Raw genomic sequence first — 12,418 nt, 5'->3', positions numbered from 1 at the left:
CAGAAGATATAAGCCAACGGCTTCTCCTGACACTGCCCATCATAATCTGATAGGCAGCAACCGCTGCTTATTACGTAACAGGCGCAGACCATTTGCCACGACAAGCAGGCTTGCACCCACATCCGCGAATACCGCCATCCACATGGTGCCCATACCTGCAATGGTCAGGGCCAGAAACACTGCCTTGATCCCAATAGCCATAACGATATTCTGAACCAGAACGTTATACGTCTGGCGGGAGAGTCGGACAAAAGCCGGGATTTTACGCAAATCGTCATCCATGAGGGCCACATCGGCAGTCTCGATGGCGGTATCCGTGCCCATTGCGCCCATGGCAAAGCCGATATCGGCGCGGGCCAGCGCCGGTGCATCATTGATGCCGTCGCCTACCATGCCGGTCGTGCCCTGCGCCGTAAACGTTTCTACAGCACGCAGTTTATCTTCCGGCAGCTGATCCCCCCGCGCCTCATCGATACCAACCTGACCGGCAATGGCCTGCGCAGTGTGCGCATTGTCTCCGGTCAGCATGAGCGTTTTGACACCCAGACTATGCAACTGACTTATCGCCTCGCGGCTGCTTTCCTTCACCGTATCAGCCACCGCAAACAGCCCAAGCACCTGATGAGTGTCACAGAGCATGATGACCGTTTTACCCCCGGTCTCCAGTTCCGTTAGTGCAGCCCTGACCGCTTCCGGGCAGCGCACCGTTTCTTCAGCCAGCCTCAGATTGCCCAGACTGTAGGTTTGACCGTTGATGACGCCACGCACGCCGCGGCCTGGCAGAGCCTCAAAGTTTTCCACTTCATAACGCTGAATGCTATCTGATGCCGCCGATACAGCCTGCGAAACCGGATGATCGGAGTAACCTGCCAGGCTCACAGCCAGCCTGCGCCCCTCGTCTTCTGCCACCCCGGTATAGATAATCGCATCCGTCTGTACCGGCTTACCGTGCGTCAGGGTGCCGGTCTTGTCGAGCGCCAGCCACTTCAGCTTTCGACCCTCTTCAAGATAAACGCCGCCCTTGATCAATATCCCCCGGCGGGCTGCTGCCGTCAGGCCGCTGACAAGGGTCACTGGCGTGGAAATGACCAGCGCACAGGGACAGGCGATAACCAGCATCACCAGCGCCTTGTATATCCACGCCTGCCAGCTTTCACCTGCAATCAGCGGCGGGAGAACGGCAACTGCGACGGCAATAGCAAACACCACAGGGGTATAAATTTGCGCAAAGCGATCAACAAAGCGCTGCGTAGGGGCTTTTGCCCCCTGCGCTTCCTCCACGGCATGAATGATACGCGCAAGCGTGGTATTTCCGGCAGCGGCCGTTACCCGGTACTCAAAGCCACCGGATCCGTTGACCGTCCCGGCGAAGACCGGGTCGCCTTCCCCTTTATCCACCGGCAGGCTTTCGCCGGTAATAGGTGCCTGATTAATGGCGGTCCTTCCCCGAACCACCGTGCCGTCGAGGGCGATACGCTCGCCCGGTTTTACCCTGACCACGCTGTTAAGGGATACAGACACGGCCTCAGTTTCTTTCCAGGAGCCGTCCGGCTGCTGAATTGTGGCCGTTTCAGGCGTCAGTTTCATCAGAGAGCCGATGGCATTGCGGGCGCGATCAAGAGACTTTGCTTCAATCAGTTCCGCAATCGTGAACAGGACCATTACCATGGCGGCTTCAGGCCACTGTCCGAGCGCCAGCGCCCCGGTGACGGCAATACTCATCAGGGCGTTGATGTTCAGGTTGCCGTTGCGAAGAGCAATCCAGCCTTTTTTGTACGTGGACAGGCCACAGGCCGCAACGGCAGCAAGAGCAAGAGCCGCTTCCAGCCATTCCGGCATGCCCGCCCAATGCATGGCTTCGGCGGCGCTTGCCGCCACACCGGCAAGCGCGAGCGGCCACCAGGGTTTTTTCTTTTCCTCAGTGACCACGTGCCGGCCATTACTGTCAGGAAGTTCAGGTTCAAAGCCCAGCGAACGAATGGCGGCCAGAACTGGCTCCAGCGCATCCGGTGCGTGAACCACCGTCAGTACGCGCTGCATAAGATTGAAATCCAGTTCCTTGACGGCTGACATGCCATCCAGCTTTTTACGAATCATGCCCTCTTCAACAGGGCAGTCCATCTGCATGATCCTGATACTGGTACGCACCCCGTCAGCGGTCAACTGCTGCGTCTGCAGCTCACCGAATGTGACAGGGACAGGTGCGCAGCAGGAACCGCCGGTACTTTCCGCCTCACGGCCTGTACAACAGTTGCCTTCAGGCTGCATTGCTTTATCAATCGGTTCCGGGTCAAAACCCAGCGAGCGCACCGCCTGCAGAACCGGTTCCAGCGCCTGCGGCGTATGGGTCACGGTAAGCACCCTCTGTATAAGATTGAATTCGAGATTGCTGACGGCAGATAATTTTGCCAGTTTTTTTCGGAGGAGCGCCTCCTCCGTCGGGCAGTCCATCTGCATGATGCGCAGACGCGTCTGAACGTCATCGTTGCGGGGATGCTCTGCAACCAGTTCGGACACCTGGCTCAGGCCGTCCGTTGAGCAGCAGCTCCCGGTGCTGCAACAAGCCGGTGTGGTCTCAGTCGTTTTTGGTGGCATCTTCCCGGAAGCCTCAGTCGGGGCAGTTGCGGTATTTTTAACAGACGCCTCCTCTACGGTTGCGGCTGATCCACATTTTTTATTACTGCAGCAGTCACTCATTTTTTTATCCCGTTCATAACGTATACTGGCATTAAAGACCCTGATGTAACTACAGGGTCAAGCTCAGAAGAGGTGTGATATGAAAATTGGTGAACTGGCCCGCCAGGCGGGATGTCCTGTAGAGACGGTACGTTATTATGAGCGAGAGGGGCTTTTGCAGGCCGCATTGCGGGACCAGACTAATAACTACCGCCATTACGACAGCGCACATCTCGAAAGGCTTATGTTTATCCGGCGCTGCCGGGCGCTCGATATGACCCATGAAGAAATCCGGGTGTTGCTGCAGGCGCGCAGCCAGCCTGACGCAGACTGCGGTACGGTTAATGCCCTGATAAATGAACATCTGAACCACGTTCAGGCCCGTATTCGTGAACTGAATATGCTGGAAAAACAACTTTTTGAGCTCCAAAGCCACTGCAATGCCAACCGGGCAACACGGGACTGCGGAATTCTGCGCGAACTGGAGCAGACAGAAGAGTCTGAGGATATCGTGCCGGTTATCACTGCAGGTCATCTGGCCGGAAGCCACTCTTACTGATGCTGCTTTCTGCTGTAAGTAGAACTGTTCACTAAAGAAACAGGCTTTTTTGTGATGTGACTTCGTCTTGCCCGTCTATTAAGGCAGCTGAAAGTGTGCTGCCGTTAAAATCTGTGTGACATCGTTTAACCGCTATTCCCTCATTAAGCTGTACAGAAAAGCCTGTAATCACGTCACAACATATATGAATTTATCAATATAAAATTGACCTTTCGTCTGCAGAAGACGAGACTTGTTGCTGTCCGCCACGAAGGAGAAATTATGCCGTCACTTTTGCCCCTGCAACTTTTTAAGAATCTTTCTGACGAAACCCGGCTCAGCCTGGTGCTGTTGTTGCGCGAAAAAGGGGAGCTCTGCGTCTGCGAGCTTGTATCTATCCTGAAAGAAACACAGCCAAAAATATCGCGGCACCTGGCCCTGCTCAGAGAGAGTGAACTGCTTATCGACAGGCGCGACGGCAAGTGGATCCATTACCGGTTATCGCCACACATGCCTGCGTGGGCAGCAGCGGTCATTGAGCAGGCATATCTGTGTCAGCGGGATGAAATTCTTCATCTCAGTCAGCAGGCTGAGCGTGATAACTCAACCACCAACGGCAAAGCTGTCTGCATGTAAAAATTTTATCTAAACACATTCGATTAAATGCATATGTTTACAGGGTACACTTAGCAGCCCGCTTTAACGGGCAGTTATAATTAAGAAGGAGAGAGTATGTTTCTGGCGGGTGCGATTTTTATCCTGACCCTGATACTGGTGATCTGGCAGCCGAAAGGGCTCAGCATTGGCTGGAGTGCCGTTATCGGCGCGGCGCTGGCGCTGCTGACCGGCGTGGTACACATCGGAGACATTCCTGTGGTCTGGCAGATTGTCTGGAACGCCACGGCCACGTTTATTGCGGTCATCATTATCAGCCTGCTCCTTGATGAGTCCGGCTTTTTCGAATGGGCCGCGCTGCACGTTTCACGCTGGGGCGGCGGCAGGGGCCGGTTGCTGTTCACGTATATCGTTCTGCTGGGTGCAGCAGTGGCGGCGCTGTTTGCCAATGACGGAGCCGCGCTAATTCTGACGCCGATCGTTATCGCCATGCTGCTGGCGCTGGGCTTCAGCCCCGGGGCCACGCTGGCGTTTGTGATGGCGGCCGGCTTTATCGCCGATACCTCCAGCCTGCCGCTCATCGTGTCAAACCTGGTGAATATCGTCACGGCAGACTTCTTTAAACTGGGTTTCAGCGAGTATGCCTCGGTGATGGTGCCGGTGAATATCGCGTCCGTGGTCGCCACGCTGGTGATGCTGCACCTGTTTTTCCGCAGGGACATCCCGGCCACTTACGACCTGGCGAAGCTGAAGGCGCCGCGTGAGGCCATTCGCGATGCGCGCACCTTTAAAACCGGCTGGATTGTTCTCATTCTGCTGCTGGCCGGCTTTTTCGCTCTTGAACCCCTTGGCGTACCGGTCAGCCTGGTGGCAGCGGTGGCGGCGTTTATTCTCTGGCTGGTAGCCCGGAAAGGCCACGTGATTGATACCAGCAAGGTACTGAAAGGTGCGCCCTGGCAGATTGTTATCTTCTCGCTCGGCATGTACCTGGTGGTATACGGACTTCGCAATGCCGGCCTGACGGATTATCTTTCTGCCGCCCTGAACCGGTTTGCAGAGCACGGCGTCTGGGGCGCAACGCTCGGCACCGGCTTTCTGACGGCGACGCTTTCCTCGGTGATGAACAACATGCCTACCGTGCTGGTTGGCGCGCTTTCAATTGATGGCAGCACCGCGCAGGGCGTGGTGAAGGAGGCGATGATTTATGCCAACATCATCGGCTGCGACCTTGGCCCGAAAATCACCCCCATCGGCAGCCTCGCTACCCTGTTGTGGCTGCACGTCCTGGCGCAGAAAAACATTACTGTCAGCTGGGGCTACTACTTCCGCGTGGGCATCGTGATGACCCTGCCGGTACTGTTTGTGACGCTGGCCGCGCTGGCCCTGCGCCTGTCTGTTTAACCTTAACCCCGGCGCTGCGCCTGAGCAGTGCATTTATGGAGTACCGCTTATGACTGACATCACCATTTATCACAACCCGGCGTGCGGGACGTCCCGCAATACTCTGGCGCTTATCCGCAACAGCGGCACCGAACCCACGGTTATTCTGTATCTGGAAACACCGCCGTCGCGCGATGAGCTGAAAAAGCTGATTGCGGACATGGGCATCAGCGTGCGTACCCTGCTGCGCAAAAATACCGAACCGTACGAGCAGCTCGGCCTGGCAGAAGATCTCTTCAGCGATGACGAGCTGCTCGATGCCATGCTGGCTCATCCGATCCTCATTAATCGTCCGGTGGTGGTGACGCCGCTCGGTACGAAGCTCTGCCGCCCCTCCGAAGCAGTTCTGGACATACTGCCGGACCCGCAGCAGGGCGCGTTTACCAAAGAGGACGGCGAAGCCGTCATTGATGAGCACGGTAACCGCGTCAGCCACTGATTTTTCACCAGGTGGCATATATATAACGAGTGTAAAAAAAGCCGGCAGATGCCGGCTTTTTTATATGCTGCGCTGGTTGACCCGCTCTGAGAGCTGCGCAGCACTCTCTTTCCTTTCGCTGTAGCGGTCGGTCAGATAATCGCTTCGCCCGCGCGTCAGCAGGGTGAACTTCATCAGTTCCTCCATGACGTCCACGATGCGGTCGTAATACGGAGAAGGCTTCATGCGGCCGGTCTCATCAAACTCGGCCCAGGCTTTTGCCACGGATGACTGGTTCGGGATAGTGATCATCCGCATCCAGCGCCCAAGAATACGCATCTGGTTTACGGCGTTGAACGACTGTGAGCCGCCGCTGACCTGCATGACAGCAAGGGTTTTCCCCTGCGAGGGCCGGACCGCACCGGACGTCAGCGGTATCCAGTCAATCTGCGTCTTCATGATGCCGGTCATGGCACCATGACGCTCAGGAGAGCACCAGACCATCCCTTCTGACCAGAGCACCAGTTCGCGCAGCTCTGTAACCTTCGGGTGCGTCTCAGGTGCATCATCCGGCAGCGGCAGGCCGGACGGATTGAATATCTTCACTTCTGCTCCCATGGCCGTCAGCAACCGGGCGCCCTCCTCAGTAGTGAGACGGCTGTAAGAGCGCTCCCGCAGCGAGCCGTAGAGCATCAGAATACGGGGCGGGTGCGTCACCTCTTCGGCCTTTAATTGTTCTTCCGTAAGGGGCGCATCCAGGAGCGCCGGATCGATATTGTTCAGGGCATCATTGAAGTTATTCACAATAGAGTCTCTTTATGAGTAATCGTGGTGGGCAGGCTGCAGCCGCTGCCACCGGCGCAACACTCTTCAGTCAGAAAAGCCATCAGCTGCTCAAGCTGTGCATAGCAGGGCCTGCAGAACAGGGTGCGGCTCTGCCGTTCCTGGCTTATGAGGCCAGCGGACATCAGCGCAGAAAGATGATGGCTGAGCGTGGAGGCCGGAATAGCCAGTCTTTTCTGAATGTCACCCACGGGCAGTCCTTCAGGCCCGGCTTTCACCAGTTCACGGTAAATTCCCAGTCGCGTCACGTGTCCCAGTTCCCTGAGAGCAGCCGCCGCATTTTGTATGTCCACGCCATCACCAAATCTATATTTCCAGAATAATGGAAATATAATTTAAAGCGGACTGAATGGTCAAGCCTCTTCCCGCCATAAAAGTGCTGCGCTCAAAAAGAAAGCCTTTTATATCCTGTTGATCCGGCTGCAGTGGCAGAGCATATAAAAAGGCCATAGCTCAGCATTTCAGTAAAATTCCAGCGCTCTGACAACAGCTTTAGCCATAACCGTTTCGCTTCCTCTTGCCAGAAATTCCAGGCTCAATAATACTGTTCATATAACCAGTATAATTTAAAGGAGGATTTTTATGCGCTTTACATTTTTTTTCCTAATCCGTACACAGCAACACGTCCGGGACGCCGCGTTATGAAAGCGGTCAGTTACGCTCAGGGCCTGACGCTGTTATGGCCGCCGATTTTAACCCCAACGGTAAAGGTGCCGCTGTACGCAGATCCCTGCTCAGCTGGCTTTCCCTCCCCTGCTCAGGATTATGTAGAGAAAGAGCTGGACCTGAATGAGCTCTGTATTCGCAGACGGGCGTCCACATTCTTCGTACGGGCCAGTGGCAACAGCATGCAGGAGCTGGGGCTTTATGACGGCGATGTTATGGTGGTCGATCGCGCGGAGCCACCCACGCACGGCGACATCGTCATCGCCGAGGTTGGCGGTGAGTTCACAGTTAAGCGCCTGCAGCTGATCCCACGGGTGGCACTGCTGCCGATGAACCCTGCTTACGCCGCCATCTATCCGGAAGAGCTCCAGCTGCTCGGCGTTGTCACCTGGTTCTTTAACAGTACCCGTGCACGTCGGAGATAATTATGCCCATGTTCGGACTGGCTGACGTCAACTCTTTCTATGCCAGCTGTGAGACGCTTTTCCGCCCGGACCTGCGTGGCAGGCCGGTAGTCGTACTCAGTAATAACGATGGCTGCGTTATTGCGCGCTCTGCTGGTGCAAAAGCACTGGGCATAAAAATGGGTGCACCGTGGTTCCAGATAAAAACGCAGGACTATCCGGAAAAGGTACACGTGTTCAGCTCAAACTATGCGCTTTATCACAGCCTCAGCCAGAGAGTGATGACCGCGCTTGAGGAGATAACACCACGCGTCGAGCAGTACAGCATTGATGAGATGTTTCTGGATCTTACCGGTATTAACGGCTGTGAGGACTTCGAAGCTTTTGGTCGTCGCCTGCGCGCGCATGTATTTACCACAACGGGTCTTACCGTGGGTGTCGGCATGGGGCCCACTAAAACGCTGGCAAAATCGGCCCAGTGGGCGAGTAAGGAGTGGAAACAGTTTCGCGGCGTGCTGGCGCTGACGCCGGGTAATCCGAAACGTACTGAAACCCTGCTGGCTAACCAGCCCGTTGAGGAAATATGGGGGGTGGGACGGCGTATCGGTAAGCGACTCAGCCTTATGGGTATCGAAACAGCCCTGCAGCTGTCACGCGCGCGTCCAAAGTTCATTCGCGATAACTTTTCCGTGGTGCTGGAACGCACCGTACGCGAGCTGAACGGTGAGTCATGTATTCCGCTGGAAGAACTGCCGCCAGCAAAACAGCAGATAGTCTGCAGTCGCAGCTTCGGGGAGCGCATTACTACAAAAACAGCCATGCAGCAGGCGTTGTGTCAGTATGCTGCTCGTGCAGCGGAAAAGCTGCGCGGGGAACGTCAGTACTGCCGCAACATCGGCGTGTTTATCCGGACGTCGCCACACGCCAGCGGTGAGGTGTTTTACGGAAACAGCGCCGGAGAGAAGCTGACACTACCAACACAGGACACGCGGGACATCATTGAGTCTGCGATGCGGTCGCTCGATCGTATCTGGCTTGAGGGTCGCAGGTACATGAAAGCCGGCATCATGCTTGATAACTTCACGCCGAACGGCGTAAGCCAGCTAAACCTGTTTGACGATAATCGACCACGGGCTAACAGCGCACAGCTGATGAAGGTACTGGACGGCATTAACCAGTCAGGACTGGGAAATGTGTGGTTTGCCGGACAGGGAATTAACACTGAGTGGAAAATGAAGCGTGAAATGCTCAGCCCTGCCTGGACCACGCGCTGGTCAGACATTCCTAAAGCACGCGTGCTCTGAGACGGTTATTAATTAAGCTGTTGAAACTCTATTCCACATAAACCACAGTATGTCTCAACGCGTAATGACCGCGCTGGAAGAGATAACGCCTCGCGTGGAACAGTATTCTATTGACGAGATGTTCCTGGACCTGACCGGCATTGATTTCTGTGAAGACTTTGAACATTTTGGCCGGCGCCTGCGCGTACACGTACTGGCTACGACTGGCCTCACTGTCGGCGTGGGTATGGGGCCGACAAAAACCCTGGCCAAATCAGCCCAATGGGCCAGCAAGGAGTGGCCGCAGTTCCGCGGTGTATTAGCTCTGACTCCGGGTAATCCGAAGCGCACCGCCACCTTGCTGGCGAACCAGCCCGTTGAGGAAATCTGGGGCGTCGGTCGACGCATAGGCAAGCGCCTTAATCTGATGGGCATTGAAAACGCCCTGCAGCTGTCACGCGCCCACCCTGCCCTTATCCGTAAAAACTTCAGCGTGGTTTTGGAGCGTACTGTACGGGAACTTAATGGGGAATCCTGTATTCCTCTCGAAGAATTTGTACCAGCGAAACAGCAGATCGTCTGCAGCCGCTCTTTTGGCGAGAGAATTACGTCGAAGGTGCTGATGCAGGAGGCGCTGTGTCAGTATGCAACCCGAGCTGCAGAGAAGCTCAGAAAGGAGCGTCAGTTCTGCCGGCGTATCAGCGTCTTTATTCGCACCTCGCCGCATGCGCAGGGTGAGATATTTTATGGCAATAGCGCCGGTGAGAGTCTTAAGATTTCTACCCAGGACACACGTGACGTAATTGAAGTTGCCATGCGGTCTCTCGATCGCATCTGGCTTGAAGGGCGACGTTACATGAAGGCCGGGATAATGCTCGACGATTTTACGCCTAACGGCGTCAGTCAGTTGAATCTGTTCGATGAGAATAAGCCACGTGCTAACAGTGCCCAGTTGATGAAGGTTCTTGACGGGATCAATCAGTCCGGGCTGGGCAGTGTGTGGTTTGCCGGTCAGGGCGTGAATACGGAATGGAAAATGAAGCGGGACATGCTCTCACCGGCATGGACAACGCGCTGGAGCGATATTCCGGTAGCGCGCGTGATGTAGCCGGTTTCAGGAGAGTGTGATGTACGCCTGAAGCCCTGATTTCTCAAGAAGAGTGCTGCCAGAATTTACCAACAGCGTAGAGAGGTCTGCACGGGCGTTTTCCACGGAATTATCGCCCGCGTGGTAGCCTGTCACCATGAGCAAGCTGATAAAGCCATCCCTTAAAGACAGGGCAGCGCCTTTGGACAGGACCCTTAAACATATCGGCTTACTGGGTAATCGTTGTGAGCATCACCCCCTACCCGCGCATATACGTCAGTAGTTCCTGTATTTTCATCAACACTTCTGCATTAAAAGGGGGCTGGCGCGCAGTGGAACGAAAACTCACGTTAAGCTATTACTCCCCCAAAGTTATTTTCCTGTGTTATATTCCGTGTGATTGACAGTGTTAGTTACACGGGATTTTACGTGGGGTATTTATGGCTATAGCACAACGAGCAACGCAAAGCGTTACCATGACCGTAGAACGTGACTTACTCAGCCGTGCGCGTGAGGCCGGAATTAATCTCAGTGCTACCCTGACCACGGCCCTCGACGCTGAACTTCGTCAGTACGAGGCAAAAAAATGGCAGGAGGAAAACAGCGAAGCACTGGAAGCTTTAAACCGCTTTCACGATGAACACGGTTGTTTCAGCGATGAGTACAGGACATTTTAAGAATGCAGTTCACTGTATACAGTAATACCGGGAAAAGCGCCGTCTATCCCCTGCTGCTCGATGTTACCAGCGATATTATCGGGCAGTTGAACCGCAGGATTGTGATCCCCTTGCTGCCTCTTGAAAAGTACCCGAGCAGCACGCGACCTGAACGGCTGGTTCCGCTTATCAGACTGACTGATGACAAAGAATATGCCGTAATGACGCATGAAATGGCGAGCATTCCCACTCGTGCTTTGGGGGCTGTTTTCTGCGATTCATCTCTCTATCGTACAGAGATTAAAGCTGCTATTGATTTTCTTCTCGACGGTATCTAGTGACTCCTACGATGTGGCCCTTCGGGGTTCTAAGCCAGAACCCTATCTAAACAATCTCCCCCTAATGATCCATGCCTGTATTTTGTGAAACACAACGTGAGTTTTCGTTCTACTGAGCATTAGCCCCCTCAAGGTGATTTATTAACGTGATTTTTTCTTGTTCCAGCCGCCGTTGGCCAGAAATGCGGCGCGCGAAACGCAGGCGCCCCACAGCAGTTGCATACCTATTTTGATCAGTTCACTGGCCTCATGCATGAAGAAAAGCGGCACGATAAACAGCGTGCTCAGCAGGAATCCCCATTCAGCAGCGCTTTTTCTATCTTTATCACTCATCGAGCTCATCGGCTTAAAGCCCAAAAATGCAGATAGCATTATTTTTAACCTGTCCATAAAGCAGCCCACCCATAGCCAGTAAGGCATCAAATAAGTATATAATCATCTAATCATCTAATCATCTAATCATCTAATCATCTAATCATCTAATCATCTAATCATCTAATCATCTAATCATCTAATTACCGGTTTTTTTGCATCCAATCATTGATGAGTTCCATTGTTACATCAGTCATGTCTCTGTCCTGCTTCAAACATGCCAGCTTGAAGGACTTGTGCAGATCTTCAGGAATGTTCATCTGGAGTTTCTTTGTCGGTAAAACCGGTTTGTGGATAGCGTCAACCGCCTGCATTGTACTTTTGCTAGCACCGAGTTTCATTTTCATTGGCATAATTCCAGAATGTCGTTTGTAAGTACGTCGATTTCACCTTTGGCATTTGAATCGTCCGTATCAAAAACAGTGCCGCCATCCATCATTGTTTTAATGTAACTCTGCCTTTGCGTCGTTCCTGTCCGTAGCGTGGGAATGCCCGTATCTTCAATCGATGCCTTAAGAACGCTCAGCATTTTGGCTGTATTAACCTTTTTTGTTATTACAAATCTAGCCTTGATTGGTTGCAGTTCCTGCCGCGCTTCAATCACAGCAATGATGGCGCCACAGGCGGCAAAATCCAGCGGTGAAGGTGTTACTGGAATTAAAACCACGTCGGAAACCATGACTGCAGCAGCTGAAATAGCAGATATCGCAGCAGCACCATCTATGATTATGTAATCATATGATTTCAATGTTTTCCTTACTGAGTAGACTTCTTTTTCTGATCCTGCATCAGCTACGTCAAAGAGGCATTTATCCTCGTTGTACCAGTTTCCGATGCTACTCTGTGGATCAGTATCGACTACTATTACTTTGGCCCCCCTTTTTGCGATTGCTGTAGCTACATTTATTGAAGTAGTCGTTTTACCAACTCCCCCCTTACCGTTTAAAAAAGAAATGACTTTAGCCATAAACACACCTTTCAAATGTAAAAATTCGCCTCAAAAACTGTAATCCTGTAATCCTGTAATCCTGTAATCCTGTAATCCTGTAATCCTGTAATCCTGTAATCCTGTAATCCTGTAA

15 protein-coding genes and 1 pseudogene are annotated in these 12,418 nt (G+C 53.5%); 10 read left to right on the top strand and 6 right to left on the bottom strand.

Annotation, left to right across the window (positions count from 1 at the left end; genetic code table 11):
- Positions 1-39: 39 nt before the first annotated feature.
- A complete protein-coding gene (locus HFD87_RS20830; RefSeq protein ID WP_157353394.1) occupies positions 40-2,457 on the bottom strand; it encodes a heavy metal translocating P-type ATPase in 2,418 nt (805 codons plus the stop codon).
- A gap of 94 nt (positions 2,458-2,551) precedes the next feature.
- Here HFD87_RS20830 and HFD87_RS22840 point away from each other — a divergent pair, with 94 nt between their 5' ends.
- The 5 genes from HFD87_RS22840 to arsC all read left to right on the top strand — a co-directional run bounded on the left by HFD87_RS22840 (position 2,552) and on the right by arsC (position 5,708).
- Positions 2,552-2,716 carry a hypothetical protein gene (locus tag HFD87_RS22840; RefSeq protein ID WP_207713121.1) on the top strand — a complete coding sequence of 55 codons (165 nt, stop codon included), beginning with the start codon at positions 2,552-2,554 and terminating at the stop codon, positions 2,714-2,716.
- Between the two features lie 60 nt (positions 2,717-2,776).
- A complete protein-coding gene (gene cadR, locus HFD87_RS20825) occupies positions 2,777-3,235 on the top strand; it encodes a Cd(II)/Pb(II)-responsive transcriptional regulator (protein ID WP_065647961.1) in 459 nt (152 codons plus the stop codon).
- A gap of 261 nt (positions 3,236-3,496) precedes the next feature.
- Positions 3,497-3,850 carry a metalloregulator ArsR/SmtB family transcription factor gene (locus HFD87_RS20820; RefSeq protein WP_133846923.1) on the top strand — a complete coding sequence of 118 codons (354 nt, stop codon included), beginning with the start codon at positions 3,497-3,499 and terminating at the stop codon, positions 3,848-3,850.
- A gap of 96 nt (positions 3,851-3,946) precedes the next feature.
- Complete coding sequence (locus HFD87_RS20815; protein WP_157353244.1) at positions 3,947-5,230, top strand: arsenic transporter; 1,284 nt, start codon at positions 3,947-3,949, stop codon at positions 5,228-5,230.
- A gap of 49 nt (positions 5,231-5,279) precedes the next feature.
- The gene (gene arsC, locus HFD87_RS20810) at positions 5,280-5,708 is read left to right on the top strand and encodes a glutaredoxin-dependent arsenate reductase (RefSeq protein ID WP_157353243.1); all 429 of its coding nucleotides are present in this window, start codon (positions 5,280-5,282) and stop codon (positions 5,706-5,708) included.
- 60 nt (positions 5,709-5,768) lie between these two features.
- Here the strand turns inward: arsC and arsH are convergent, their stop codons facing one another.
- Positions 5,769-6,491: an arsenical resistance protein ArsH gene (gene arsH, locus HFD87_RS20805; RefSeq protein WP_305848814.1), complete on the bottom strand. Its 723-nt coding sequence runs from the start codon at positions 6,489-6,491 to the stop codon at positions 5,769-5,771.
- On the bottom strand, positions 6,488-6,823 hold the full coding sequence (locus tag HFD87_RS20800; protein ID WP_167423890.1) for a helix-turn-helix transcriptional regulator: 336 nt from the start codon (positions 6,821-6,823) through the stop codon (positions 6,488-6,490). Before HFD87_RS20800 ends, arsH begins: the two co-directional genes overlap by 4 nt.
- A gap of 348 nt (positions 6,824-7,171) precedes the next feature.
- Here HFD87_RS20800 and umuD point away from each other — a divergent pair, with 348 nt between their 5' ends.
- The 5 genes and pseudogenes from umuD to HFD87_RS20775 all read left to right on the top strand — a co-directional run bounded on the left by umuD (position 7,172) and on the right by HFD87_RS20775 (position 10,964).
- Positions 7,172-7,621: a translesion error-prone DNA polymerase V autoproteolytic subunit gene (umuD, locus tag HFD87_RS20795; protein WP_157353242.1), complete on the top strand. Its 450-nt coding sequence runs from the start codon at positions 7,172-7,174 to the stop codon at positions 7,619-7,621.
- An 8-nt stretch (positions 7,622-7,629) separates the two neighbouring features.
- Positions 7,630-8,904 (top strand): translesion error-prone DNA polymerase V subunit UmuC, encoded by a 1,275-nt coding sequence (gene umuC / locus HFD87_RS20790; RefSeq protein ID WP_157353391.1) that lies wholly within the window; start codon positions 7,630-7,632, stop codon positions 8,902-8,904.
- A 43-nt stretch (positions 8,905-8,947) separates the two neighbouring features.
- Positions 8,948-9,991 (top strand): annotated as a pseudogene (gene umuC / locus HFD87_RS20785) (translesion error-prone DNA polymerase V subunit UmuC); the annotation flags it as partial.
- Positions 9,992-10,410: 419 nt separating this feature from the next.
- Entirely contained in the window at positions 10,411-10,647 is a 237-nt protein-coding gene (locus HFD87_RS20780; RefSeq protein WP_167423889.1) for a type II toxin-antitoxin system CcdA family antitoxin, read from the top strand.
- A gap of 2 nt (positions 10,648-10,649) precedes the next feature.
- On the top strand, positions 10,650-10,964 hold the full coding sequence (locus HFD87_RS20775) for a CcdB family protein (protein WP_031594618.1): 315 nt from the start codon (positions 10,650-10,652) through the stop codon (positions 10,962-10,964).
- 141 nt (positions 10,965-11,105) lie between these two features.
- Here HFD87_RS20775 and HFD87_RS20770 read toward each other — a convergent pair whose 3' ends face one another.
- From HFD87_RS20770 to parA, 3 genes are all read right to left on the bottom strand, one after another.
- Complete coding sequence (locus HFD87_RS20770) at positions 11,106-11,354, bottom strand: hypothetical protein (RefSeq protein ID WP_227024379.1); 249 nt, start codon at positions 11,352-11,354, stop codon at positions 11,106-11,108.
- Positions 11,355-11,479: 125 nt separating this feature from the next.
- On the bottom strand, positions 11,480-11,683 hold the full coding sequence (locus HFD87_RS20765; protein WP_167423888.1) for a plasmid partition protein ParG: 204 nt from the start codon (positions 11,681-11,683) through the stop codon (positions 11,480-11,482).
- The gene (parA, locus tag HFD87_RS20760) at positions 11,680-12,303 is read right to left on the bottom strand and encodes a ParA family partition ATPase (RefSeq protein ID WP_167423887.1); all 624 of its coding nucleotides are present in this window, start codon (positions 12,301-12,303) and stop codon (positions 11,680-11,682) included. The genes HFD87_RS20765 and parA overlap by 4 nt, the downstream gene beginning before the upstream one ends.
- Between the last annotated feature and the right edge of the window lie 115 nt (positions 12,304-12,418).

Source organism: Pantoea sp. EKM21T, assembly GCF_011800405.1.
Taxonomy (GTDB): Bacteria; Pseudomonadota; Gammaproteobacteria; order Enterobacterales; family Enterobacteriaceae; genus Pantoea; species Pantoea agglomerans.
This window is presented reverse-complemented; position numbering and strand designations above follow the sequence as displayed.

Coding starts and splice junctions, on each gene's coding strand:
- HFD87_RS20830 (WP_157353394.1), bottom strand. CDS start 2,457: ATGCAGATGGACTGCCCGACGGAGGAGGCGCTCCTCCGAAAAAAACTG.
- cadR (WP_065647961.1), top strand. CDS start 2,777: ATGAAAATTGGTGAACTGGCCCGCCAGGCGGGATGTCCTGTAGAGACG.
- HFD87_RS20820 (WP_133846923.1), top strand. CDS start 3,497: ATGCCGTCACTTTTGCCCCTGCAACTTTTTAAGAATCTTTCTGACGAA.
- HFD87_RS20815 (WP_157353244.1), top strand. CDS start 3,947: ATGTTTCTGGCGGGTGCGATTTTTATCCTGACCCTGATACTGGTGATC.
- arsC (WP_157353243.1), top strand. CDS start 5,280: ATGACTGACATCACCATTTATCACAACCCGGCGTGCGGGACGTCCCGC.
- umuD (WP_157353242.1), top strand. CDS start 7,172: ATGAAAGCGGTCAGTTACGCTCAGGGCCTGACGCTGTTATGGCCGCCG.
- umuC (WP_157353391.1), top strand. CDS start 7,630: ATGTTCGGACTGGCTGACGTCAACTCTTTCTATGCCAGCTGTGAGACG.
- HFD87_RS20780 (WP_167423889.1), top strand. CDS start 10,411: ATGGCTATAGCACAACGAGCAACGCAAAGCGTTACCATGACCGTAGAA.
- HFD87_RS20775 (WP_031594618.1), top strand. CDS start 10,650: ATGCAGTTCACTGTATACAGTAATACCGGGAAAAGCGCCGTCTATCCC.
- HFD87_RS20770 (WP_227024379.1), bottom strand. CDS start 11,354: ATGGACAGGTTAAAAATAATGCTATCTGCATTTTTGGGCTTTAAGCCG.
- HFD87_RS20765 (WP_167423888.1), bottom strand. CDS start 11,683: ATGAAAATGAAACTCGGTGCTAGCAAAAGTACAATGCAGGCGGTTGAC.
- parA (WP_167423887.1), bottom strand. CDS start 12,303: ATGGCTAAAGTCATTTCTTTTTTAAACGGTAAGGGGGGAGTTGGTAAA.